The organism is Bradyrhizobium sp. CCBAU 51627 (assembly GCF_028128765.1).
Lineage (GTDB): Bacteria > Pseudomonadota > Alphaproteobacteria > Rhizobiales > Xanthobacteraceae > Bradyrhizobium.
Genome location: NZ_LBJG01000025.1, coordinates 1 through 23,650, shown reverse-complemented (window position 1 = coordinate 23,650; position 23,650 = coordinate 1). Strand labels below are relative to the sequence as shown.

21 protein-coding genes and 1 pseudogene are annotated in these 23,650 nt (G+C 58.8%); 10 read left to right on the top strand and 12 right to left on the bottom strand.

Annotated features, from left to right (window positions below; genetic code table 11):
- Positions 1-52 precede the first annotated feature (52 nt).
- Positions 53-478, top strand: a complete 426-nt coding sequence (locus XH88_RS22230; RefSeq protein ID WP_271670429.1) for a hypothetical protein — start codon at positions 53-55, stop codon at positions 476-478.
- Positions 479-630: 152 nt separating this feature from the next.
- On the top strand, positions 631-849 hold the full coding sequence (locus XH88_RS22225; RefSeq protein WP_271670428.1) for a hypothetical protein: 219 nt from the start codon (positions 631-633) through the stop codon (positions 847-849).
- Positions 850-861: 12 nt separating this feature from the next.
- Here XH88_RS22225 and XH88_RS22220 read toward each other — a convergent pair whose 3' ends face one another.
- The gene (locus XH88_RS22220; RefSeq protein ID WP_271670472.1) at positions 862-1,431 is read right to left on the bottom strand and encodes an IS630 family transposase; all 570 of its coding nucleotides are present in this window, start codon (positions 1,429-1,431) and stop codon (positions 862-864) included.
- A 511-nt stretch (positions 1,432-1,942) separates the two neighbouring features.
- On the opposite strand from XH88_RS22220, the pseudogene XH88_RS22215 reads away from it, so the two are divergent.
- Positions 1,943-2,115 (top strand): annotated as a pseudogene (locus XH88_RS22215) (IS630 family transposase); the annotation flags it as partial.
- Between the two features lie 121 nt (positions 2,116-2,236).
- Here the strand turns inward: XH88_RS22215 and XH88_RS22210 are convergent.
- The 7 genes from XH88_RS22210 to bfr form a co-directional block, all read right to left on the bottom strand.
- Positions 2,237-2,482 (bottom strand): helix-turn-helix domain-containing protein, encoded by a 246-nt coding sequence (locus tag XH88_RS22210; protein ID WP_271670427.1) that lies wholly within the window; start codon positions 2,480-2,482, stop codon positions 2,237-2,239.
- A 280-nt stretch (positions 2,483-2,762) separates the two neighbouring features.
- Positions 2,763-3,221 carry a DUF3788 domain-containing protein gene (locus XH88_RS22205; protein WP_271670426.1) on the bottom strand — a complete coding sequence of 153 codons (459 nt, stop codon included), beginning with the start codon at positions 3,219-3,221 and terminating at the stop codon, positions 2,763-2,765.
- Between the two features lie 158 nt (positions 3,222-3,379).
- Entirely contained in the window at positions 3,380-4,009 is a 630-nt protein-coding gene (locus tag XH88_RS22200; protein ID WP_271670425.1) for an FMN-dependent NADH-azoreductase, read from the bottom strand.
- A gap of 81 nt (positions 4,010-4,090) precedes the next feature.
- Positions 4,091-4,636: a carboxymuconolactone decarboxylase family protein gene (locus tag XH88_RS22195; RefSeq protein WP_260374764.1), complete on the bottom strand. Its 546-nt coding sequence runs from the start codon at positions 4,634-4,636 to the stop codon at positions 4,091-4,093.
- 35 nt (positions 4,637-4,671) lie between these two features.
- Positions 4,672-5,352, bottom strand: a complete 681-nt coding sequence (locus XH88_RS22190; protein ID WP_271670424.1) for a nitroreductase family protein — start codon at positions 5,350-5,352, stop codon at positions 4,672-4,674.
- Between the two features lie 95 nt (positions 5,353-5,447).
- The gene (locus tag XH88_RS22185; RefSeq protein WP_271670423.1) at positions 5,448-6,425 is read right to left on the bottom strand and encodes an AraC family transcriptional regulator; all 978 of its coding nucleotides are present in this window, start codon (positions 6,423-6,425) and stop codon (positions 5,448-5,450) included.
- A 381-nt stretch (positions 6,426-6,806) separates the two neighbouring features.
- A complete protein-coding gene (bfr, locus tag XH88_RS22180; protein WP_271670422.1) occupies positions 6,807-7,295 on the bottom strand; it encodes a bacterioferritin in 489 nt (162 codons plus the stop codon).
- Between the two features lie 723 nt (positions 7,296-8,018).
- Between bfr and XH88_RS22175 the strand changes: the two genes are divergently transcribed.
- The 5 genes from XH88_RS22175 to XH88_RS22155 all read left to right on the top strand — a co-directional run bounded on the left by XH88_RS22175 (position 8,019) and on the right by XH88_RS22155 (position 12,184).
- On the top strand, positions 8,019-8,354 hold the full coding sequence (locus tag XH88_RS22175) for a hypothetical protein (protein WP_271670421.1): 336 nt from the start codon (positions 8,019-8,021) through the stop codon (positions 8,352-8,354).
- 116 nt (positions 8,355-8,470) lie between these two features.
- Positions 8,471-9,703 carry an MFS transporter gene (locus XH88_RS22170; protein WP_271670420.1) on the top strand — a complete coding sequence of 411 codons (1,233 nt, stop codon included), beginning with the start codon at positions 8,471-8,473 and terminating at the stop codon, positions 9,701-9,703.
- A gap of 100 nt (positions 9,704-9,803) precedes the next feature.
- Positions 9,804-10,721, top strand: a complete 918-nt coding sequence (locus XH88_RS22165) for an NADP-dependent oxidoreductase (RefSeq protein WP_271670419.1) — start codon at positions 9,804-9,806, stop codon at positions 10,719-10,721.
- A gap of 264 nt (positions 10,722-10,985) precedes the next feature.
- A complete protein-coding gene (locus tag XH88_RS22160; protein ID WP_271670418.1) occupies positions 10,986-11,681 on the top strand; it encodes a glutathione S-transferase N-terminal domain-containing protein in 696 nt (231 codons plus the stop codon).
- Between the two features lie 32 nt (positions 11,682-11,713).
- Positions 11,714-12,184 (top strand): pyridoxamine 5'-phosphate oxidase family protein, encoded by a 471-nt coding sequence (locus XH88_RS22155; RefSeq protein WP_271670417.1) that lies wholly within the window; start codon positions 11,714-11,716, stop codon positions 12,182-12,184.
- 779 nt (positions 12,185-12,963) lie between these two features.
- Here XH88_RS22155 and XH88_RS22150 read toward each other — a convergent pair.
- The 3 genes from XH88_RS22150 to clpX all read right to left on the bottom strand — a co-directional run bounded on the left by XH88_RS22150 (position 12,964) and on the right by clpX (position 14,744).
- On the bottom strand, positions 12,964-13,173 hold the full coding sequence (locus XH88_RS22150) for a hypothetical protein (protein ID WP_128935376.1): 210 nt from the start codon (positions 13,171-13,173) through the stop codon (positions 12,964-12,966).
- Positions 13,170-13,358 carry a hypothetical protein gene (locus tag XH88_RS22145; protein ID WP_271670416.1) on the bottom strand — a complete coding sequence of 63 codons (189 nt, stop codon included), beginning with the start codon at positions 13,356-13,358 and terminating at the stop codon, positions 13,170-13,172. Before XH88_RS22145 ends, XH88_RS22150 begins: the two co-directional genes overlap by 4 nt.
- A gap of 150 nt (positions 13,359-13,508) precedes the next feature.
- Complete coding sequence (clpX, locus tag XH88_RS22140; protein WP_271670415.1) at positions 13,509-14,744, bottom strand: ATP-dependent Clp protease ATP-binding subunit ClpX; 1,236 nt, start codon at positions 14,742-14,744, stop codon at positions 13,509-13,511.
- A 1,226-nt stretch (positions 14,745-15,970) separates the two neighbouring features.
- Between clpX and XH88_RS22135 the strand changes: the two genes are divergently transcribed.
- Positions 15,971-21,868 carry an AAA family ATPase gene (locus XH88_RS22135; RefSeq protein ID WP_271670471.1) on the top strand — a complete coding sequence of 1,966 codons (5,898 nt, stop codon included), beginning with the start codon at positions 15,971-15,973 and terminating at the stop codon, positions 21,866-21,868.
- Here the strand turns inward: XH88_RS22135 and XH88_RS22130 are convergent.
- On the bottom strand, positions 21,863-22,255 hold the full coding sequence (locus tag XH88_RS22130) for a response regulator transcription factor (protein ID WP_271670414.1): 393 nt from the start codon (positions 22,253-22,255) through the stop codon (positions 21,863-21,865). The genes XH88_RS22135 and XH88_RS22130 overlap by 6 nt on opposite strands.
- A gap of 231 nt (positions 22,256-22,486) precedes the next feature.
- Between XH88_RS22130 and XH88_RS22125 the strand changes: the two genes are divergently transcribed.
- Complete coding sequence (locus tag XH88_RS22125) at positions 22,487-23,113, top strand: response regulator transcription factor (RefSeq protein ID WP_271670413.1); 627 nt, start codon at positions 22,487-22,489, stop codon at positions 23,111-23,113.
- The last annotated feature ends 537 nt before the right edge of the window (positions 23,114-23,650 follow it).

Sequence of the window (23,650 nt, the reverse complement as noted above, 5' to 3'; positions counted from 1 at the left end):
GGAGCAAGCCCGGCACACGGCCAGGCGTCAACTTGAACAGAAGGACTGAACCATGAAGAAAACCGCATTTGCGCTCGGCCTGCTCGCCATGATGACGGCCAGCGGCGCGGCGCTGGCCGGCAACGCGACCTACGGCTACCAGACCGGCGCCAACAACGCTCTCGAGATCGCAACCACCGGCAATCGCAACTACACCAGCGCCGACCAGGACGGTTACTGGCTGCAAGGGAGTTTCTATTCCCGCGGCTTCCGCAACAACCAGGTCATCGGCCAGACCGGCTACGGCTCGACAGCGGTAACCGACATCCGCGGGCGTAACCACCAGCTCGGCGTCGCCCAGAACGCTGACTACTCGGACGTCGACGTCAGCATGACGGGCACCGGCATGCGTGGAGCGATCTACCAGAACAGCTCTGGAAGCCGCATCTCCGTCAGCGCCACCGGCCGCAGCCACACCATCGTCGTGCGCGACAACTGACATCAACGAGGCGCCTCCTCAGGATAAACACTGAGGAGGCGGACTCGGTATCGACCAAAACTCAACAACCGAAGATGTGTCCCGCTCCGCGCGTCGCCCCTACCATCACGCGTTGGCAACGCGCGACTGCGTGAACCGTAGGAATACTCGGCATGAGTAGCCAGGGCCACAATGCTCTCAACGAACTTACTGACAAGACCGACGAACAATCCCGCCGGATAGCCGATTTGGAGGTCACGCTAACCGCCTTGGAAGCTGAAATGGATTCGCTCGGTCAAAGACTCCACCGGCACTACTACGCCTTCTATTTCATCTCAGGCCTGCTCGCTGGAGGCATCCCCTTGATCATACGAAGCATGTTTAGCTTCTAAAGCGTGATGGCATTAGGTCCGATAGCCTGAATTTTTGAGGTAGTTGGCGCATTCCTCGGAGGTGAAGGCGTCGAGTGCATGGCCGATTGCGGCGCAGACCGCGTCGACGGTTCGCGCCGCAGCTTTGCGGAGCAGGTGCTTGAGCTTGGCGAAGACCTGTTCGATCGGGTTCAGGTCGGGCGAGTATTTTGGCAGGAAGAAGAGTTTAGCGCCGACCGAACGGATGAGCTGACGTACCGCCTTGCTCCTGTGGCTGCCGAGGTTATCCAAGACGACGATGTCGCCAGGCTGAAGAGTGGGCAGAAGAACCTTCTCGACATAGGCGCGAAAGCTCACGCCATCGATCGGACCCTCGATGAACCACGGCCGGCGCGACGTCCGGCGTGCGCCGGTTGTGTTGAACCGCCGTGGCGGCGGGAGCGAACCCGTTCCCGACTCCGCGGACGGTGGGTCCCGAAGAATCCCCGAAGTCGCCCCAGGAATGCAACAAGTCCCTGCGGCGACGCGCCTTGTTGCATTCTGATTTACAGGAACGGGCTGTAAATCGGCTGGCTTCGTTTGCGATGCGCTGGGCCGGAGCACCTTAAAGAATAGGGTTTTCAAACAATGGGTTAGCCCTCCAGCGTTGCGACAACACTTGGCGATCAGATAGGGAACAAAGAGAAAACAGGGGCACGCAAGGGTCGCGTGTGTCCCGAAGTCCTCCCGAAGCTCGGAGCGACCTGGTTCCCGGGCTTGAAAACTCAATTTCTCGTCCGACACGCTTGCGCACTCCTCGGCAGCACACCGAGAGCTCCCGCTCTGCGACCTCTAAGGTTATCGGTCGGTGGCCGACCGCAAGCATTCGGTAGAGCGTCGGACCGCCCTCGCCGTCGCGAGGCCTCAGCGCAACACAGACTCGGCGCAAGCAGGATCAGCGTGCCGTGCAATGCGTTAGCGAGTTCAGCAGCTCACGAATTGCAGCTACATTCGGCGAAGGGGAGGCGGCGATATCGACTAGTGGCGTTCGGCGCGCGTGCCTCACCTCATCGACTACATCGTTGAGGTCGAGTGGCACCATCTCGACTTCAGCTTTTTTCGCGAGAGCCCGAACGTGCCGCGAGGCGTTCACGCCTTCGTCAGGCAGCTCGCGGCCGACATCCGCACCTTCATCGACCTGCACAACAAAAACCCGAAGCCCTTATCGACCAAGTCCGCAGATCAGATCTTGGCTTGCGTCAAACGCTTCTGTCACAAGCTCAGCAAACATTATGTGGCGAACTTTAGATTCGCGTGACTAGTAGATCAAGGATTCAGCAGGAACGATCTTGTGACAACAAATGGCGGATAAGGCGAAGGCATCCACATCAACAACAGATTGGTCGGAACCAGAGCCGAAGCGACTCCATTAGCGCGATTTCGCCGACGGTGGTGCGGCGAACAGCGTGGCGACATCCACGCCGAGCGCGAACGCGATCTTGTCGAGCGATTCCAGCGTCGGGTTCGCGGTCGCGAGCTCGAGAGCGCTGATCAGCCCCTGACGCAAACCGGTCTCGTCGGCGAGATCGTACTGGGACCACGATCGCTCCAGACGAAGCCGTCGAAGATTGCGTGCAAGGAACCGCCTGGTATGTGCCGGATTACGCCGCCTCATCCAGCAGGATGATGCATTGTCTCGGCTCGAACAAAACACGCTTTAACGTGTTAAACACCTTAAAACGTGTCCTGATCACAAGAAGCGGCAGCCGATGGCCGGTTCGCGAACACCCTCGGGCCCACACTAGAATACTAGGCCCTGCACGAGCAGAGTCTCAATGACGGCCGAAAAGAATCGACGCAGCAATTGCGGCGATCCTGGCCGAAAAGTCAGTGGCTGCTTGGAAACGCCTCCTAGGACCGATAGTCGATATGGCAAACCAGCATTCTTGTGACCTTCAACCGCGCGACTTTTGCGGGCGCTTCATAGTCAGAAGGTTCGTCACATCATGCAGATCATCTGCCGATGCGACGGCAATCGTTAGCCATTTTCCGTCGATGTATGTTTTCGCGTCATCGTAGAGTTTGATCATTTGCGGGTGCCAAACATAGCGCCGCTCCTCAAACTTTTCTCGCTCTGCTCTACCCATGACCACCACAGCTGAAACTCGTCGGAATTCCGGCACCAGGTGGCAGAACGCCTTGGACTTCTTGTAACGCAGGGACCAACCGCGGTTCTTTCCACCGTAGACCCAATCCGGCGCGAAAACTTCTGGGTAGGATTCATCGATCCAGGTCCGAAGCTTGGCCCAGTATTGGAAGCCATCTGCTCCGATCCAGTCGCGAACGCTGCTTTCATCGGGCGATGCTGATTTGTCGGTGATCCTGTCGCCGATTTGCGGAAGCGTACTAATCATCGGAAGACCTCGTGTTGATAGTCCCGCGGGGGGGGCCGGAGGTTAAACGGGCGCTTGTCAAGGCTTGCCATGGGCCCTCAGAATGCCGCCGGTGCGACTTTGTCCAGAGCACGGAGAGCATTGCGATACGGTCTGGCGATGCTCGAGAGCACGGCTGATCAAGCAGCGACGTCTCGAAGCTCTCGCACGACTGTCAAGTCGATACCGTCAATTACCTTCTCGCTCGCTAGCGAAGCTTGGCCCTCTTCAATAAACGCGGTGGCCTGCAGCGGAAGGAATTGCAGCGTCTTTAGCCCAATAGAGTTCAGTGCCAGCGTCAGATAGGGCGTGAGAAAATCAGGCTGATTTCCTCGCTGCCCGGTAAAGACGCCGCCGGAAGCGACGCCGATAAAGACGGGACGATCCGGAATCATTCCCACCTTCCCGGCAGGCGTTGATTCCATCGTGCGGCCGACGCGTAGGACCTGATCGATCCACGCTTTGAGAACCGAAGGGATAGTGAAGTTGTGCATTGGCGTTCCAATGACAATCACATCGGCGGCCTCGACTTCCCGAATGAACGTTTCGGCAAGGTCCAAAGCGCCCTTCAGCGGTGCCGCCAGTGTGGCCGGCGATGACAGCGTATCCGCGTAGTCCGCCGTGGCGTGAGGCAGAGGATCAGCTCCAAGATCACGCCGTTTGATGCTCGCATCCGGCGCAACTTGAAGAAGCTTTTTGACGATCGCGGCCGAAAGCTCTCGGCTATGCGATTTCGGGCGAGGACTGCTATCAATGTGGAGGATATTCATGCGACCGATCCAAATGGCTAGGAAGCTCTTGCATCAACCGCCTCCATAGCTCCTTGGAGGCGGTTGATACCACTGGCAGGCTCAGATCGAGCCGGCCGGTGCGACTGCGGGGAAGTCCTTGTCGGGGTTGAACACGTTGTTGAAGAAGTTCGTCAGCGAGTACATGGCCACAAGCGCGACGATCTCCATGATGTTCGCGTCCGTGTAGCCCGCATCGCGGACGGCTTGCAGATCGGCGTCTGTGACGTGGCCACGGGCCTCGATGATCTTGCGTGCAAGCTGGACGGCGGCATCCCGCTTTGGATCCCTGGCGTGACCTTTTCGGGCGAGAACAATGTCTTCGGCCGGCAGCTTGGCCATATGCTCCGCCGTGAAGCTGTGCACCGTCAGGCAGTAATCGCAGCCGTTCACTTCGGAGACGGCAAGGCCGATGCTGTCGCGCGTCTTGACGTCGAGCGCCTTGCTCAAGGAGCCGAGCAGAGCGGCCCACGCGTTGAACGCGATCGGGCTTTGCGCGAAGGTTGCCATCATGTTTGGCGTGAACCCGATGTTCTTGGTGAACATATCGAGGGTCGGTTTCGAATCGGCCGGCACGTGTTCCGGCCTCAGAGCGGCAGCTCTGGCCATGGTATTTCTCCTTGGATGATTGATTTCAGGGATGGTTAGGCGAAGTGCAGCACATCGGCCACAGGCAGGCGCGGCTTCTGCGGCCAGTTGCCGGGCCGCTCCGGCCCGACGCTCAGCAGCATGACCGGGATTTCATCTTCGGCCAGGCTGAACTCTCGGTGCACGGCCTCTGCGTCGAAACCGATCATCGGTGTCGACCCCAGGCCGAGCGAGCGGGCCGCATAGATGATAGCTGCGGCGCCGAAGGTCGCGGAGCGTACGGCCTCGTCGCGCTGGCGCTGCGGATGATTGTCGTACAGGCCGCGCGCGGGGCCCTCCCATTCCGGCACCAGATGTGCCGGCATGATTCCGGCTTCCACGACCGGGGCCAGGCGCTCAGGAACGGTGCTGGCATCAGCCAATTGGCCGATGATGATGAAGGTAACGGCTGCTTCGGTGATTGCGGGCTGCTTCCAGGCGATCGGAAGCAGCCGCGCCTTCGCTTCGCTTGAGCGCACGGCGATGAAGCGCCAGTTCTGCAGATGGAAGGATGTCGGCGCTGAAGTCCCGATCCGCACCAGATCGCGGATTTGTTCATCGCTTAAGGTGGCGGTCGAGTCATAGTACTTCGCGGCACTGCGGCTCAGGATGGTTTCGATCACGGCGTTACTTGGCAGCGGCCGCGCCGGCGAGCGGGAGGTTTCCGGGTCGGCGGCGGCTGTAGCGGTGTTGCTCATTGGGTTGCTCCGTTATCAAGTGATGACGGAGCCCAATCTACCGTTCGTCGCGATCTCTTCGAGCCTCTATTAGCTCAAATTGGTGCTCAAAAGGATCATTCTGACGACAAGCCGGACTCATCGCCGTTGTGCGCCAGCCGGCGCCATTCCCCTGATGTCATCCCCATCCTCTCGGCAAAGACACGCCGGAATGCCGAAACCGATTGATACCCCACCATCTCAGCCACCGCTTCCGTGCTGATCCTTGGCTTTTTGAGCTCGTTGGCGGCCATACTCATGCGAAGATCGGTCAACAGGTCGAGGGCGGAGCGGCCCAACTTGTCCTGAAACTGGCGCATGAATGTCGCGCGTGACATGCCGCATAGATCGGCGAGATCGGGAAGCTTCCAAGGTCGCGCCGGATCGGCGAACATCGCCGCAATGGCCGGTGCCAATCTCGGATGACCAGCAAGGGCCAACAAGCCTTCGGTGGATTTTCCGGATTCGCTCGCGGCGCGTAGAACGAGCGTGAACAGGACCGAAGACAGCGCGTTGAGTATCGCGCGTCCTCCGGCCCTGTCACCTGCAGACTCCATTCGCATCAGGCCGACCAGTCCGGAAAGTTGACCCGATGCCGACGCAATGTCCTCTTCTCCATGGTTTTTCGCAGCCCGCACGACCAGATTTGCTGGCAGGTAGTTGCGGACTAATCGATCATGGGGTGGCACTACGAAAAATCGTCCGCACAGCAGATCGAGTTGCTCGCCCGGTCCATTGTTCTCGCTCAACATCCATCCTGCGGAGCCCCTGCTTTCATGCGTGCGGACCGGAGTTTTGCCGCTGCCGTCGTGCAGGATGTGCGACGAACCGTGAGGCACCAGTACGATATCCCCGCTCCCAAGCTCCTGCACCGTTTTCGAATCCGGGTCCTCGAAAATGGCACGGCCCTTGACGATGACATGGTAGGGGATCTCGTTCGCCGCCGCCTTGGGCCAGATGATACGCCATGGTGCGCCGTAGGCGCAGCGGACCTCGAGTTGACCGGTCACGGTGATGATCTGCAGGAGATGACTCAACCAGTCGACTTCAGACATAAAACCTCGAGAACCTGAATTGCCACGCAGCATATCGTATTGCGCCGAGCGCGCCTCTTATTACTACGGCCCGGAGGTCAGCTCGTATTTCCCACGTATGTGTTCCTGATCTCTTCCTGGCTCCCAAGGCGGATCACCAAAGACATGAGCGGGAAAAAGAAGCCGTGAAATTGAAGTGGTTTCAATTCTGACGAGAAGATGGACAGAATACCTCGGGCCATTCGTCGTACGGACCCGGTCGGCAATCAGAATCATTGAAAACCCGTCATTTGCCAGTGGCGAAACTACGGCCCTCCATGCACCGGCATCCGCGGCGCTGGAACGTCGTGGTCGCAAAGCGCACGGTTGCCTGCGATCGATTGCCGTGGACGGCGCAACAATTCAGTGCTCTTCGGTCTGGAGCCCGCCGACATGCTTCTGGGTGTAGAACTCGAGGCCGATGCGGCCGATTAGATCGAGCTGGGTTTCGAGGAAGTCGATGTGATGTTCCTCATCGCTCATCAGCTTCTCGAAGAGGTCGCGCGTAACGTAGTCCTTTACGCTGTGGCAATAGGTCGCCGCTTCCTCATATAGGGCACGCGCGCTCATCTCCGCGGCGAGATCGCACTCGATAATCTCCTTGACGTTCTGGCCGATACGCAGGGGATCGAGCACCTGCATGTTTGGGAAACCATCGAAGAAGATGATGCGGTCGGTGAGCTTGTCAGCGTGCTCCATCTCCTCGATGGACTCCTTGCGCCAGACCTTAGCCATCTCTAGGAGACCCCAATTATTCAGGAAGCGGTAGTGCAGCCAGTACTGATTAATTGCCGTGAGCTCGTGACGCAGTGCCTTGTTGAGATACTCGATGACTTTCGGGTCGCCCTGCATGGTGAACTCCAAGACTTCAGGCTCGTTCTTGACCCTCGCAAGTTTAGAACGATTCTGACGAAGAACAAGCAGACAGGCATTCTCTGGTCGTGAAACCGAGAGGCGCTGTCCGGTAAATTAAGGGAACCTAGGCTATTTTCGACGCGAGTTTGGACTCATTCATCCTTGGTCCCACCATGCGGGCAAGTCTGACAGGCTAGTGAACGCTCCCTGTACGCCTCGTCGATAATCGTCCTTACGGTGTGCGCGCAGCGGCCGCATTCGGTGCAACCGGGGTGCCCATAGATCTGCTTGGCATTGCGCAGCGCGGCGTCAGCCGGTCAGCAAAAATTCTGCTTGGTCAATCGGCGGCGACCGGTAGCTGCAGATCGGACGGAGGACACAGAAGCACCGCTCCACGCCGGCCGAAGATCAACGCTTTCGGTTAACGTAGATGACACAGCCGCGGCTAAGCAACTTGCCTTGATCTAAGAACGGGATTGAGGACTGTCGCCGCACAATTCCCGCCGCTATGGAAACCATAAGTACTGGCTATTGGAAACTTTCGAGCCGCGCTGCGACCTTGACAGCCACTCAGTCGAATAACGACCAGGACAACCGTTTTAGCCAACACGAGCAGGAAACCCCTGATGTCCGGACCCAATCCGCTCGCTTCCAAACGCGAAAACAATCTGACGTCGCTGCTCGAGCGTTTTCACTCCGAAGGTCGGCGCGATGATGCCAATGTATGACCCAAAGCCCGTCTTCATTACGAGTGACGGACGAACTACTACCACCGAAATCGCCGCTCGACTCGAGTGCGATCTCAAGTACGGTTTGCCGCTCAAGGCTAGCGCGCGTCAAGTGTACGTTGCCGACGATTTCGCGCTGATCGGGCTGGATCAGTCAATTGATGGCAACGGTCTAAGTCGCAAATACGTTGAAGGCTCAGCGAGCGGCGTCGTACGCCGCGCGGATCGACGATGGCAGTACCTGATCGACAATATCCAAAGGACGGATGTGGCAGCTCTCAGCGATGGGGCCACTCGTCAGCTTGGCACCAATATCACCGCCACCTAGTGAAGCAAACCAACCGGAGAACTCGGACCTGCGCGCCCGATTTCTTTGGAAGACGATCGATTCGCTACTCGATGCAAAATTTGCCACCAGTGATCAGCCAGTCTTACAGGAGCGGAATGCTCCCGCTGGCATTTTTATCAGCGGTAGTTTCCTTGGTGGTCTCATTCGCCGCTGCGGCCGCTCCGATCCCCCTTTACAACACCTACCGGACAGAAGACGGGTTCACTAACGCCGGTATTTCGATGGCCGTCGTCGCGTACGCCGTCGGCACCATATCCGCACTGTTGGTACTGGGACGGCTGTCTAATCATCTGGGCCGCCGGGTCACTGCGATCACTAGCCTCGGTCTTCTCCTGCTGGGGTGTCTGCTGTTGCTGAATGTGCACGACATCGACACTCTGCTGGCCGGTCGGCTCCTCGTCGGCCTCGGCACTGGGTTGGCTGGCAGCAGTCTGACCTCCTACATCGTCGATGCGGCACCCAGCAGACCGGAATGGTTGGCGTCCGTTGTCACTAGTCAAGGACCGATGCTCGGCGTCGCTATCGGCGCCATAGCATCCGGCGCGCTTGTTGAGTTCGGCCCCTGGCCGCGCGAACTCATCTATCTCGTCTGCGTTTGCTTCCTATTACTGTCTGTTGCACTCGTCGCAATCAGTCCGGAAACAGCAACTCCGTCTCCGGGCGCTTGGCGATCGCTGTTACCCCAGGTCAGCGTACCGGCACGGGTCAGGCATCTTCTCCCTGTCGCGGCGGCGGTGTTTCTGGCCACTTGGGCCAGCGCGGGCTTCTACCAAGCGTTCATGCCTGCGCTTGTACAAGATGAACTCCACACCCGCAGCCCGTTGATCCTCGGGCTAGTGTTCGCTGCCTATATGACCCCCAGCGTTCTCGGCGCTCCCATTGGTGGCTGGTTCACATCCGCGGTAGCCCAACGCGTCGGTATGATCACCTTCGTGGCCGGAATGATCGGCATCAGCACTGCAATCTTAGCCGGCGCACTGGCGTTGTTCATCACCGCGACCATGGTTGCCGGTGCCGGCCAGGGCATCGCCATCAGCGCCGCCACACGCGGCTTGCTGCACGGGAGCACGCTCGCCGAACGGGCACCAATCTTCAGCGCGATCTACCTTCTCTGCTACAGCGGCGCCGCCTTCCCGAGCCTCATCTCCGGGCAACTTTCCAGTCTGTTCTCGCTTCCGCAGATCACGCTCGGATACGGCGGACTTGCCGTCGTCGCCACCCTATTCACCCTTCTCGGTGCGCGCAATCCGCACATCGACAGGACCGGGAAGAGCACGTCCGACGGCTCGACCGCTAGCGGTTCACCAGTACAGGGAACAGTGTCATGAGAATCGTCGCTATTCTGGGCGCCGCTTTATCCGGGTTGAAGCGCAGATTATCGCCGCAGCATACCCAGCAATGAGACAAATGACAGAGGAGATCATTCCCATGAAAGCGATCATTGTGACGGACCAGGCTGCGGGAACGGCGGGGATGAAGCTGGTGGAGCGACCCGAGCCGCAGGCAGCGATAAATGACGTCGTCGTTCAGGTTCATGCGTCTGGTTTCACCTCGGGCGAGCTGACGTGGCCTTCGACCTGGACCGATCGTCTCGACCGTGACCGGTCGCCAACGATTCCCGGCCAGGAGCTGGCAGGTATTGTCACCGCTCTCGGCTATGGCACGACCGGACTGTCGGTAGGACAACGGGTGTTCGGTCTCTCGGACTCGTATCGCGGCGGCACTCTGGCCGAGTATGTGGCAGTGGAGGCACGCAATCTCGCACCGCTGCCAGGAGACGTCGAGTTCTCGGTGGGGGCGGCCGTGGCGATGCCGGGCCTGACTGCTTGGCAGGGACTGTTCGTGCACGGTCGCCTTCAGGCGGGGCAGAGCGTTCTCGTGCACGGCGCGGCCGGCGCGGTCGGCTCGATGGTGACACAGCTCGCACGAGAGGCCGGTGCCTACGTCATCGGCACGGGACGTGCCGCCGACCGTCAGAAAGCGATCGACTTCGGCGCGCAGGAGTTCGTCGACCTCGAGAACGACGATCTCGAAGGCGCCGGCGGTGTCCATCTGGTTTTCGACGTCATCGGGGGCGAGATCGGTAAGCGGTCCGCCGGCCTGGTTCGAACCGGAGGAACGTTGGTAACCATCGCCGGGCCGGCCGAAGCGCGGCCCGCCGACGGCTTGGCGATCGACTTTGTTCTGGTGTCCGATCGCGCGCAACTGGGTGAGATCGTCCAGCGGGTACGGGACGGACGACTGCGTACAAACATCGGAAACATCGCGCCCCTTGATGAGGCTGTCGCCGCTTTCAATCCGACGCGACGGATCAGCGGGAAAACGATCATCCGAGTTCGTCCGTGAGGAAGCAGCGAAGGCGAGCGGTTCTCCCCTCCCCCATGGATTGTCAGCCCTTCCCCGCGGGCCTGTGCGTGGGGCAGGCAGTGCCCATCCATCCCGTCGTCTCTCAGCTGATTTCCAAGGTCGTGCCCGGATACCCATGCCATAGCGCGGCCGTATCGTTGCCTGCTTTTCTGGATGCACCAGCGGGCAAGCTCGGCTCGCATCCTGGCGGAGAATTCGCCTTTGCCCCGACCCGGCGCGGCCCGCTTACCTAGGAGGAAGAAAGTGACCGTCGATCATCCAATTTTTGCGCGCTGGCCGGCGCAGTATCCCGATCGGCTGCAACTCTTTTCCACTTCCACGCCCAACGGAGTGAAAGTCGGCATCATGCTTGAGGAAACGAGCCTTCCTTACGAGCCGCACCGGATCGACATCATGGCGAACGAAACCAACGACCCGGCGTTTCTCGCGCTCAACCCCAACGGAAAGATTCCCGCAATCTACGACCCTGATGGGCCTAGCGGAACACCGCTCGCGCTGTTCGAATCGGGCGCGATTCTCCTCTACCTTGCTGACAAGACCGGACAATTCATCTCGGCCGATCCAAACACCCGCTATGAAACGATCCAGTGGGTGATGTGGCAGATGGGCGGAGTGGGGCCGATGTTCGGCCAGGTCGGGTTCTTCAACAAGTTCGCCGGTAAGGCCTATGAAGACAAGCGCCCGCGCGACCGCTACGCGAACGAATCAGCGCGGCTGCTCGGTGTCCTGGACCAACGGCTCGCGGACCGGGACTGGGTGATGGGGGCCGACTACAGCATCGCCGACATTTCGCTGCTCGGCTGGGTGCGCAATTTGATCGGCTTCTACGAAGCACGCGATCTCGTCGGCTTCGACCGCTTTCTTCATGTGCAGGCGTGGCTTACCCGTGGCCTCGCGCGGCCGGCGGTGCAACGCGGGCTGCAAGTGACAGCTGGCTAGAAGCGCTCGCGAAGAGCAAGGAGATGGTATCTATGATTGAAATCACTGCCGACATGGAGGCAATCATCAAACAAGCGATATTGTCGTTTGTGGCGACAGTCAACGAGGATGGAACGCCAAATCTTTCCCCGAAGGCGTCTTTGACGGTGAGAAACGGCGTTCTATACTTCGCCGACATCGCCTCGCCTCGGACGATATTGAACTTGAAGCGCAATCCCGCTGTCGAAATTAACGTAGTCGACATCTTCCAGAGGCGCGGCTACCGATTCAAGGGCCGTGCGTTGATACTGCCGCCAGAAGATGGCGAGTCCTTAATGATCGCCGACTGGGTTCGGGCGACGAATGGCCTAGAGTATCCTGTCGATCACGTTGTCAAAATCGAAACCACTTCAATCAGCCCGTTGCTATCTCCAGCCCATGTCTTCGCCTGCCCTCCTCGAAGTCAGGACGAAATCAGGAGTACCTACTATCAAAAGTACGGTGTGAAGCCCATCGGGGCATAAGTGCCGGCTCCGAAAAAGGCCGGCCGATACCCAGAGGTAGAAAGTCCGCGAAGATCCGAGCCATTATCTCGACCGCCGCGTAGCGCAGCCTTATCGATGGCCGCCCCGCGCTGATGTGAGTTCAGGCGCGAGGCTGCTCGCTGCCTACTGCCTCGACACCAATGACAAGGCGCTTACCGCGCTCATCAAATAACCCCCTTAGGACTTAAGAGGAGCGAGGGTCTTTCGTCGTAGGGCGGAAGCGGTCCATGCCATCGAATTTACTCGCGACGCCTCAACCGCGACGGTGGGAGCTTCCATGGGCGCGTTTACGAAGTTTGTTTTCTTTACTTTCTACTGGACGTGCCAGGAAGAGCCGGCAGCTCCTCGGTGGCGTATCGAAACAATGTGAACGTCCCGCGACCGTCGAGGGAAAGTAACCTGTGGAGATAGTGATCGGCGGCACAGGCATCATTAGCTCGAAGATCGTTCTACTCCAGGGGGCATGACATCGTCGCGGCGTCGTGTGCATCAACATCGTCACTGGAGATGGCCAAAGAGCCACGGCCGGCGCGCAGGTGGTCTGTCGCTGACGTGACCGGTTAGCTGCCGCCTACGGCGAATACTTCACTCCGATCAGAAAACTGATCATGACCGCCTTGGTCGAGCTCGGCCGCACTTATCTCATCCCAGTCCTGGCGGATTTCCTCATGCCCGCCTGGACCCAAGCAAATTGAGTCCTCGCTGATCGAGCGCGGAGTCGCGGAACCTATCTGAGGAGCAAAATCGGCCCGGGGACCCTAAGCGCCCCTGCCATCCTTTTTGCCGAGCACGCAGCGCCATGCCGCGAGGCGCTCGGTCGGATGCTGATTCATCCAGTCGGCAAGCTGCGGTGCCCCCATCAGGCAGGACTGCATCGAGATGTCAGCGAAGTTCGAGGTGGTGACGGTCTGCTCGTGGCAATTTGCTGGAGAAGAAAGGCTGCAGAGTACGGCGATGATCGCGATCATGATACGCCCCCATCGCCGCGATCGATGTCTGCGCCCACGCGCATGTGGCTTGCGCATGCATTGTCCGGCTGGTCGCAGGCGCATTCAGACGGCGGGAAGACGCTGTCATAGATTGCTCGAGCTTCTCGAACAAGGCGAGCTCGCTCTCGCTCTGACTTTGATGCAAATAGAATGATCTCACCCACGTTTCACTCCTATCATGGCACATTATCGTACTATTTAGCGATTAAGGTTCGTTAACGTCGATTTGGGCACCGGTGCAGTTAGCAAACGAGGGGGTAAGAACAAGTAACGGATCGGATGTTGTAGGCGTCAGTCGTTCGGCCCGGGTCGAGCTAGTACGCTATAGCGCGGCTTCCCACCGTGCGCCCCGAGCGATCGGCGCAGATGTAGAGCGGACGCGCCGTGCCCTCCACGACCTCGCGGGAGATCACGACCTCTTGCACACCTTCCAGGCCCGGCAGGTCGAACATGGTCTCGAGCAGGATCGCCTCGAGGATCGAACGCAACCCGCGCGCGCCGGTCTTGCGCTCGATCGCTTTGCGGGCGACCGCGCCAAGCGCCTCGTCGGCGAAGGTCAGCTCGATGTTCTCCATCTCGAACAGCCGCTGGTACTGTTTCACCAGCGCGTTCTTCGGCTCGGTCAGGATCTTCTTCAGCGAGGTCTCGTCGAGATCCTCGAGCGTCGCGACGACAGGCAGACGTCCCACGAACTCGGGGATGAGACCGTACTTCAGGAGATCCTCAGGCTCGACGTGACGGAAGATCTCGCCGGTACGGCGGTCTTCCGGCGCCATCACCTGGGCCGCGAAACCGATCGACGTCGACCGACCGCGCGCCGAGATGATCTTCTCGAGGCCGGCGAACGCGCCGCCGCAGATGAACAGGATGTTGGTGGTATCCACCTGCAGGAATTCCTGCTGGGGATGCTTACGGCCGCCCTGCGGCGGGACCGAAGCCACCGTGCCTTCCATGATTTTCAGCAGCGCCTGCTGCACGCCCTCACCCGACACGTCGCGCGTGATCGAGGGATTGTCGGACTTGCGACTGATCTTGTCGATTTCGTCGATATAGACGATGCCGCGCTGGGCGCGCTCGACATTGTAGTCGGCGGCCTGGAGCAGCTTCAGGATGATGTTCTCGACGTCCTCGCCGACATAACCGGCCTCGGTCAGCGTCGTCGCATCCGCCATCGTGAACGGCACGTCCAGGATGCGGGCGAGCGTCTGCGCGAGCAGCGTCTTGCCCGAGCCGGTCGGACCGATCAGCAGGATGTTCGATTTCGCGAGCTCGACGTCGTTGTGCTTGGTCTGGTGGTTGAGGCGCTTGTAGTGGTTGTGCACCGCGACCGACAGGACCTTCTTCGCATGGCTCTGCCCGATGACGTAATCGTCCAGCACCTCGCAGATTTCCTTCGGCGTCGGAATACCGTCGCACGACTTCACTAGCGGGGACTTGTGCTCCTCACGGATAACGTCCCTGCAGAGCTCGACGCACTCGTCGCAGATAAAGATCGTGGGACCTGCGACCAAATTGTGGAGTGTAGTGTTGGAGATTGAGTGAACTGCCATGGCGGTCTCAAACCATATCGACGCGGTGGCAAGTGGGAAAATGATCATCAGCAGCCCCTGCGGATTGTCGTGGGTCAGATAACCGGCAGGTTCAGCCGCCGCATTTTGGCACTCCGAGATTATTGAAAATATTCATCACGGAATCGAGCGTAGCTAACACCCACGCGCCGTCGGCACCATCAGCAACAGCTTGCCGTAGCATTATGGACTCATAGAATGAGGTCACGTGAACGCGGCACGCTTTCCCTGTCTCGGCCGTATTAGCGGCTTTGCTGTGGACAGCTGTGACCGTAGGAGCAGCGTTGATATCCCTGTCTAAGGTGGACCCTGCCGCAAGCGCCGAATTAGCAAACGCACTGATTAGAGCAGAGGCGACGAGAACTGTGGTTCTTCGCATGATCAGACTCCAGAATGGCAGGTCTCGTGAGAGAATTAGTTTCTGGCAGACGATGAGGCATTCAAGTCTCCTTTGATCGGTGTGATTTTCTAGTGCGCCAAAACTAATGGGATTGCCCCGAGCGTCTCAATTAAGCACGGGTTGAGCTCGGGCACCCAAAAGGGAGCAGGACGATGATCCGAAAGCTTAGGGCACTCGAAACAACTAGCGTTCGTCCGCTCCGACCATACGATTGCCCCCGTCCCGCGGCGCCACAATCCTCGCGAATTTATTCCGCAATGCGGCTCGCACTCTCCACTCCGGGAGCACCCCGGACTATCAGCGAGCACAACATTAGCGGCCAGCCGAGTCTTGGTCGGAGCTGCCGGACGGCGTATCTGATTGGAGCCGCGTATCAGCGCCAGGTCTCGCCCGTACCCGAGGCGCGGGAGACGGTTAGTTGTAGATCCTCGTTCAGTGCGGTTGACGGACCCGTCGCATATCTCCTTGCAGTTGCCAGTGGCCGTCAGCCGGAGCGGTTGGCATGTCTTCCTAGCCGCGAGATTGCGGCCCGCGTTCCAGCAACATTGGCCTTACGGAACTCTCGGTTCCAAATCGCCTCCTTCTCCGCGACGTTTTGGCGCCTGACTTTGCGTTATGCGGCCGCCGCAGTGGCGTCAAAGGCCGGACAAATCCCGCTTTGTTGCTAAAATGAAGAAGGACCGGCGTTCCCTTTACTTGGCAAGACCAACGGCGGATGGCATTTCACGGACGACGGAGTACATTTCTCTATGTCTGAGAGACGCCCCGCGTGTGGAGCGCGAACAGCTTGATCAGTGAACTCAAGCCGATGCCCCACGCTGGGTCTGAAGATGGTGAGGCAGTGAACGTCACCCGCTTGGACGGTAGCTCTCAGGTGTTGTGGGAGGACGGCGAGCGCGTGTTCAGCCGAGGCTGGCGACTGGACGAGAATGGCAACCGGACCGCCGTCCTGCTTGTTACCTCTGCCGCCGACCACCCGTCCCCCTCAACACTCGATCGCCTGGCGCACGAATACGAGTTGAAAGATGAACTCGAGGGGGCATGGGCGGCGCAGCCGCTCGACCTGATGCGCGGTGCCGGTCGGATCGTGCTGGTGCTCGATGATGTAGGTGGCGAGCCGCTCGGCCATTTGCTGGGTAAGCCCTTAGAGGTAGAACGGTTCTTGCGCTTGGCAATCGCCGTTACGTCTGCTCTGGGGAAGCTTCATCAGCGCGGGCTCGTTCACAAAGACATCAAGCCGGCCAACCTGCTGCTCAACGAAGCAACCCGGGAGGTGCGGCTAACCGGGTTCGGCATCGCCTCCCGGTTTGCGCGGGAACGTCAGTCGCCTTCTCCTCCCGAGACGATCGCAGGTACGCTCGCCTACATGGCGCCGGAGCAGACCGGACGGATGAATCGATCGATTGACTCTCGCAGCGATCTCTACGCCCTCGGCGTCACCCTTTACCAGATGCTCACGGGGGTTCTGCCCTTAACAGCCACCGATCCGATGGAGTGGGTGCACTGCCATATCGCCAGAAAGCCGGTTCCACCAAGGGAGCGGTTAAAGAGTGTCCCGATTCCTGTCTCGGCGATCATCATGAAGCTTCTCGCCAAGACACCGGAGGATCGTTACCAGACCGCCGGCGGAGCCGAACGAGATCTGCGACGCTGTTTGGCGGAATGGGAAGCGCACCACCACTGCGATGAATTCCCGCTCGGCCTGCAGGACGCGCCGAACCAGCTGCTGATACCCGAGAAGCTGTATGGGCGAGATCGTGAGATCGCGGCGCTACTTTCCTGCTTCAATCGGATCATAAAGACTGGAATGCCGGAGTTGGTGCTGATCTCAGGATACTCGGGCATAGGCAAATCCTCAGTCGTTGACGAACTCCACAAGGTGCTAGTGCCGCCGCGCGGCCTTTTCACATCTGGCAAGTTCGAGCAGTACAAGCGAGACGTCCCCTACGCGACACTGGTGCAGGCTTTTCAAGGTCTCGTCCGGCCTCTCCTCAGCAAAGGCGACACCGAGTTGGCGAGCTGGCGCCAGGACCTTCTAGAGGCGCTGGGTTCGAACGGGCGGCTCATGATCGACCTCATACCCGAGCTCAAATTAGTCATAGGGGACCAACCGCCGGTTCCTGAGCTGCCACCAAAACAGTCACAAAGTCGTTTTCAGCTCGTGTTTCGGCGCTTCATTGGCGCATTTGCGCGACCCGACCATCTACTGACGCTCTTCCTCGACGACCTGCAGTGGCTCGATGCGGCAACCCTGGATCTTTTTGAGGACCTGCTGACGCGTTCAGATTTGCGGCACCTCATGCTGATTGGTGCCTATCGCGATAACGAAGTTGCCGCGACCCATCCGCTAATGAGAAAGCTCCACGACATCAAGGTGGCCGGCGGAAGAGTCGTGGAGATCAAGCTGGCGCCGCTCAGCCTAGAGGATGTCGAGGAGTTTGTTGCGGACGCTCTTCGCTGCGAATTCGAGCGCGCTGCGCCGATTGCGAAGCTGGTGCGCTTGAAGACGGGTGGCAATCCGTTTTTCGTCGTCCAATTCCTAATTTCGCTCGTCGAGGAAGGTTTACTCACATTCGACCACGAAGGCGCGCGCTGGTCCTGGGATATCGACCGCATCTACGCCAAGGGCTACACCGATAACGTCGTCGATCTTATGGTTGGGAAGCTCACGCGCCTGCCGACTGAGACGCAGAATTCATTGAAGCAACTCGCTTGTCTTGGAAGCACCGCCGAAAGCCAAGCACTTTCGATGGTCCTGGGGATGTCGGAGGAGCGGATCGATAAGTGTCTGTGGCCGGCGCGCCATCAGGAACTGGTCGAGCTTGTGGCAGGCACTTACAGGTTTGTCCACGATCGCGTCCAGGAGGCTGCTTATGAGCTGATCCCCAAGGGATTGCGCGGCGAGGAGCACCTTCGAATCGGAAGACTGCTTGCGGCAAACACGCCCTCCGAAAGGCCGGAAGCAATCTTTGATATCGTCAATCAGCTCAATCGTGGGTCAAGCTTAATGACCTCGATGCAGGAGCGCGAACGGCTCGCCGCACTCAATTTGCTCGCGGGCGAGCGCGCCAAAGCCTCTACTGCGTACGTCTCGGCGCTCAATTATATGCTCTCCGGCGCTGCACTGCTGCCGGACGACGCTTGGGAGCGCAAGCGCGACCTGATCTTCGAGCTGGAACTGCATCGGGCCGAATGTGAGTTCCTCACTGGCGCACTAGTGGAAGCCGAGCGGCGATTGGCGGTGCTGTCGGCCCGTGCCGAAACGACGCTCGAACGAGCCCGCGTCACTTGCCTGCAGGTGGATCTCTACACGACCCTGGATCAGGGCAGCCGCGCGATCACAGTTGGTCTCGACTATCTCCGCCACCTAGGCATCGACTGGTCGCCGCACCCGACGGAGAACGAGGCCCGGCAGGAATACGAACGGATCTGGTCCCAACTTGGCTCACGCACGATAGAAACCCTCATTGATCTACCATTGATGAGCAATGCTACATCACTCGCGACCCTCGATGTCCTGACGAAGCTGGGGCCGCCTGCACACTATACGGATGCGAAACTACGTTCGATGGTGATCTGTCGAGCCGTCAATCTCAGCCTCGAGGGCGGCAATTGTGACGGCTCGTGCTACGCCTATGCAGTGCTTGGCAGGCTTGCTGGACCAGAATTTGGCGATTACGAGATGGGACTTCGATTCGGCCGTCTCGGTTATGAACTGGTCGAACAGCGCGGCTTAAAGCGCTTTCAAGCCAGGACCTATTTGAATTTTGGATATTTACTCATGTTCTGGACGAAACATGTCCAGGAAGGTCGCAATGTGCTCAAGCGCGCGTTTGAGACCGCAAATCAAATTGGCGATCTCACTTTTGCGGCTTACTACTACACCCACCTGAACACCTACCTTCTCAAGTCGGGCGATCCTCTCGATAAGGTGCAAGTCGACGTCGAGCATGGACTTGCTTTCGCTCGGAACATACAGTTCGGCTTTGCGGTCGACTCCATCGCCGGCCAGCTTGGGTTAATTCGGACCCTTCGCGGCTTAACGCCGACCTTCGGTTGTTTCGACGACGGACAGTTTGACGAACTGCTACTGGAGTCGCGCTTCTGCAGAAACCGAGACTTGGCATTGGCCGCGGGCTCGTATTGGACACGCAAGCTGCAGGCACGCTTCTTTGCCGGCGACTATTCAAGTGCCCTCGAGGCGTCATCGCACGCGCAACAGCTGCAGCCGACATCGGCGTCTTTTTTCGAATGCGCGGAATATCACTTTTACAGCGCGCTCTCCAGAGCAGCATCCTGCGCGTACGCGGCGGCTGGCCAATGGCGAGAGCATGTCAGCGCGCTGGCCGCGCACCACCGACAGCTCGCGGTCTGGGCGACGGCTTGCCCGGAAAACTTCGAGGACCGCGCCGCGTTGGTTGGTGCGGAGATTGCCCGGATTGAAGGCCGCCAGTTCGATGCCATGAACCTTTACGAAAAAGCCATCCGTTCTGCGCAGACAAATGGCTTTGTTCATAACGAAGCGCTCGCAAACGAGTTGGCGGCTCGCTTTTACACCGCGTGCGGCTTTGAGCAAATCGCGCACCTATACCTGCGAAACGCCAGGGATTGCTACCTGCGTTGGGGCGCGGATGGCAAGGTACGCCAACTCGATGCGATGTATCCGCGCCCCAGAAAGGAAGAGCCCGCCCCAGCTCCGACGAGCACAATCGCCGCGTCTGTCGAGCAACTCGACCTCGCAACAGTGATTAAGGTATCGCAAGCCATATCGGGCGAGATAGTGCTGGAGAAATTGCTCGAAATGCTTATGCGCACGGCGCTTGAACAGGCTGGCGCCGAACGAGGCTTGTTGACTTTCTTGCGCGGGGCCGAGCAGCGGATCGCCGCCAAAGCTATGACCGACGGCGGTGTTGTGACCGTGCATCTGTGCGACGAGGACGTGGCTTCGACAGTACTGCCGGAATCGGTGCTCCAATATGTTCTGCGAACGCGGCAAAGCGTTATTCTAGATGATGCGTCATCTCACCATTCATTTTCCGCTGATCCCTACATCGTTGAAAGTCATCTCCGCTCCATTCTCTGTTTACCGCTGATCAACCAGGGAAAGCTGGCTGGCATTCTCTACCTGGAGAATAATCTGACTCCCCGTGCGTTTACGCCCGATCGAGTCGCCTTGCTGACCGTGCTCGCGTCGCAGGCGGCGATCTCGCTCGAAAATTCGCGACTCTATGACGACCTCGCGGATCGCGAAGAGAAGATTCGACGTTTGGTCGACGCAAACATCATCGGCATCTTCATCGCTGACCGCGAGGGTCGGATTCTCGAGGCCAATGACGCGTTTCTACGTCTTATAAGATATAGCCGTGACGACTTGGTTTCAGGTCGGGTACGCTGGACCGAGTTGACTCCGCCTGAATGGCGCGAGCAGGACGCACTCACCCAAGCTGAACTAAACTCGACGGGCATCGCGCAGCCATTTGAGAAGGAGTACGTTCGGAAAGACGGCAGCCGCGTCCCGGTGCTTGTTGGCGCCGCGCTGTTCAAGGACGGATGCGATCGCCTTGCGTTCGTTCTGGATCTGACAGAGCGCAAGCGAGTCGAGGAAGCGCTTAGCCAGGCACAAAGACTGAGCCGAACCGGCAATTGGATCTACGACGCGACAACGACGCGATACCTCTATTGGTCAGACGAGAGCTACAGGATCTGGGGGTTTGATCCCACACAGGGGCTCCCAAGTCGACAAAGTATGTGGGAACGCATTCACCCGGAGGACCGCGACAGAGTGTGGGCGGCGGTTCAGGAGGCTGTGCTGCAGAAGAAAGATTTTATTTCCGAGTTCAGGCTCCTTCTACCTGATGATACAATTAAATGGGTTGAAGGAACCAGTCATCACGTGTTTTCCCCAAGCGGCACGCTGGCTGAGGTCATCACGACAACAGTCGACGTCACGGAACGAAGGCGGGCGCAGGACGAACGTGAAAAGCTGCGCCAGCTCGAGTTGGATTTCGCCCACATGAACCGCGTGAGTCTGATGGGAGAATTGGCGGCCTCGCTCTCTCACGAAATACTTCATCCGATTGCAACCGCTCGCAACAATGCTCGTGCCGGAATGCGGTTTTTGGAAATGAATCCGCCAAATCTAGGTGAAGTCAGGGAAGCGCTGAGTTGCGTTGTCCGGGACGCGGACCGCGCCAGAGACATCGTTGGGCGCATGCGTGATCACATCAAGAAGGCACCACCACGAAAAGAAAGCTTTGACCTGAACGCGGCGATCAACGAAGTGCTCCTATTGGCACAAAGCGTGACCCAAAGGAATGAAGTTTCGGTTCAAACCCATCTTGCGGATGGATCTCTTCCGATTCGGGGGGATCGCATTCAGCTGCAACAAGTCTTGCTAAACTTGATTATCAACGCGACTGAAGCAATGAGCTCTGTCGAAGATGAAGCAAGAGAGCTTTTCATCAGCACTCAGAAAGACGAAATAGGCACCGTGGTAGCCGTACGCGATGTTGGCCCTGGTATTGATACGCAGGATCTTGATCGAGTTTTCGACGCCTTTTACACTACTAAGCCCACCGGAACAGGAATGGGATTGTCGATCTGCCGCTCCATTATCCATGCTCATGGGGGCAAGTTGTGGGCGGAAGCTAACAAACCTCGCGGCGCGCTGTTTCAGTTCACGCTGCCTGCGGACAACGGGTCATGAATTGTCTCCAGTCGACGTCCCTGACTGCAGCGCCCAATGCAGGCATTGCTCAAGATGGTGGTCGTCCACCGGCTTAGCGAGGTAACAAGCAACTCCGTCCTTTAGAGCCCGGTCCCTAACGGCGTCATCGGGGTAGGCGGTAACAAGGATTGTCGGGATCGCGCAGCCGCTATCGACCAAATGTTTGTGCAGCTGCACTCCACTCATTCCCGGCATGTGAACGTCCGCGATCAAGCAGCCTGTTAGCGGCAAAGCGCTTGACGCCAGGAAAGCCGCTGCTGACGGAAACGACTCGACAGTGTAGCCCATTGAAGCCACGAGCTTTTGCATCGACTCACGATAGAGCTGATCGTCGTCGACGACTGCTATCAGCGTTTCGTTTAACATTGCCGGTTCCAGGCACTTTCCGCGCTCCAACCACACTGGCGGCATACTCGCGCCTGCATGCAATTGTAGTGTCGGAGACATTCCCCGACAATGCAATAACCCCGCCCCTAAGCCATGGCTTAGGCTTCATGCTATCCGTTCAGACAAAAGATGCCTGTTCAGCTCGCCGACTTGAGCTTAGAATGATACCATAAGAGGAGAGACTGCGGGCCCCCGCACAGGATGCCGAGAATGGGTGAGGCAAATCCCAGCGTCTTGGTTATTGATGACGATCTCGAGTTTCGCGACTCTGTCGTGCGGCTGTTGCGGACGGTCGGCTTACCGGCCCTACAATTTTCATCTGTTCCCGACTTTCTCAAGGCCGATCCGCCGGACGGCCCGACTTGCCTAGTGCTTGACGTGAGAATGCCGGGGCGAAGCGGTCTTGAGCTTCAGCGCGACCTCGCCGCCGCGAACAGGCAAGTGCCGATCATCTTCATCACAGCGCACGCTGACGTGCCGATGACCGTCCAAGCGATGAAGGGCGGCGCAATAGAGTTCCTTACAAAGCCATTCCGTGATCAGGACCTGCTTGACGCAGTTGAGGCCGGCCTCACTCGCGATCGTGCTCGTCGGGAGAGTGAGAGGACATTGGCTGCGCTCAGGGAGCGGTTCGACACGCTCAGCTCCCGCGAGCGTGACATCATGCTCTATGTCGTAGCCGGTCGTCTTAACAAGCAGATCGCCAACGAGATCGGAATCGCCGAATCCACTGTGAAGGTGCATCGTACCAATCTGATGCGGAAGATGAAGGCGCGTTCGCTTCCAGAGCTCAGCCGAATGGCCGATGCCCTCAATGTGAGCCGACCGCGGGAGTAGACCCCCTCAACTCAAGGCGTGTTCGCGAGGTTACGCCACCTACCGGGCGGACTCACTCTGGCTATTTCCCTGCACCGGCGATCCGATCTCTAGGGTGTCCTCCGGCTGCAGGAGAGCTTGCTTCGCCGGTTTGCATCTAAGCGATGGTTCAGCAAAGCCAACTCCAAGCCGGCTGCCCAATACCTCCCGCAGAGTCGACCGCCGCGTCTCAAGCAGCCAAGTTGCACGTCATAACTGCTCCTTTCGAGATACCGCAATCTACCGAGCACGCGAGGTTATGATGAGCGTATTCATCAGACGCTTGCCCCATTCCGAACGGGAACTCGGCGCAAATCATTGCGCCCGACATTTGGATTCGCACAAGTCGTACTTCCCGCCAACGAAGATCTCGTTTGGACCATTCCGCTTTGTATTGGTTCGGCTTCCGCCCCCGGACGGCGGCGAGGGTCGTGTCCCCAGTAGTGGTGTAGTTCGGTAGAGCAAGGCCGCCCGGACGCGCGCTCCCACATAGCGCCGTAGCGGGCGGGCGGCTTTGCG

Excerpts from the sequence above, each read along its gene's own strand:
- XH88_RS22190 (WP_271670424.1), bottom strand. The coding sequence starts at position 5,352 with ATGAGCAACACCGCTACAGCCGCCGCCGACCCGGAAACCTCCCGCTCG.
- XH88_RS22205 (WP_271670426.1), bottom strand. The coding sequence starts at position 3,221 with ATGATTAGTACGCTTCCGCAAATCGGCGACAGGATCACCGACAAATCA.
- XH88_RS22150 (WP_128935376.1), bottom strand. The coding sequence starts at position 13,173 with ATGATCGCGATCATCGCCGTACTCTGCAGCCTTTCTTCTCCAGCAAAT.
- bfr (WP_271670422.1), bottom strand. The coding sequence starts at position 7,295 with ATGCAGGGCGACCCGAAAGTCATCGAGTATCTCAACAAGGCACTGCGT.
- XH88_RS22135 (WP_271670471.1), top strand. The coding sequence starts at position 15,971 with ATGCCCCACGCTGGGTCTGAAGATGGTGAGGCAGTGAACGTCACCCGC.
- XH88_RS22195 (WP_260374764.1), bottom strand. The coding sequence starts at position 4,636 with ATGGCCAGAGCTGCCGCTCTGAGGCCGGAACACGTGCCGGCCGATTCG.
- XH88_RS22210 (WP_271670427.1), bottom strand. The coding sequence starts at position 2,482 with ATGAGGCGGCGTAATCCGGCACATACCAGGCGGTTCCTTGCACGCAAT.
- XH88_RS22165 (WP_271670419.1), top strand. The coding sequence starts at position 9,804 with ATGAAAGCGATCATTGTGACGGACCAGGCTGCGGGAACGGCGGGGATG.
- clpX (WP_271670415.1), bottom strand. The coding sequence starts at position 14,744 with ATGGCAGTTCACTCAATCTCCAACACTACACTCCACAATTTGGTCGCA.
- XH88_RS22230 (WP_271670429.1), top strand. The coding sequence starts at position 53 with ATGAAGAAAACCGCATTTGCGCTCGGCCTGCTCGCCATGATGACGGCC.
- XH88_RS22200 (WP_271670425.1), bottom strand. The coding sequence starts at position 4,009 with ATGAATATCCTCCACATTGATAGCAGTCCTCGCCCGAAATCGCATAGC.
- XH88_RS22185 (WP_271670423.1), bottom strand. The coding sequence starts at position 6,425 with ATGTCTGAAGTCGACTGGTTGAGTCATCTCCTGCAGATCATCACCGTG.
- XH88_RS22155 (WP_271670417.1), top strand. The coding sequence starts at position 11,714 with ATGATTGAAATCACTGCCGACATGGAGGCAATCATCAAACAAGCGATA.
- XH88_RS22125 (WP_271670413.1), top strand. The coding sequence starts at position 22,487 with ATGGGTGAGGCAAATCCCAGCGTCTTGGTTATTGATGACGATCTCGAG.
- XH88_RS22175 (WP_271670421.1), top strand. The coding sequence starts at position 8,019 with ATGTATGACCCAAAGCCCGTCTTCATTACGAGTGACGGACGAACTACT.
- XH88_RS22130 (WP_271670414.1), bottom strand. The coding sequence starts at position 22,255 with ATGTTAAACGAAACGCTGATAGCAGTCGTCGACGACGATCAGCTCTAT.
- XH88_RS22225 (WP_271670428.1), top strand. The coding sequence starts at position 631 with ATGAGTAGCCAGGGCCACAATGCTCTCAACGAACTTACTGACAAGACC.
- XH88_RS22170 (WP_271670420.1), top strand. The coding sequence starts at position 8,471 with ATGCTCCCGCTGGCATTTTTATCAGCGGTAGTTTCCTTGGTGGTCTCA.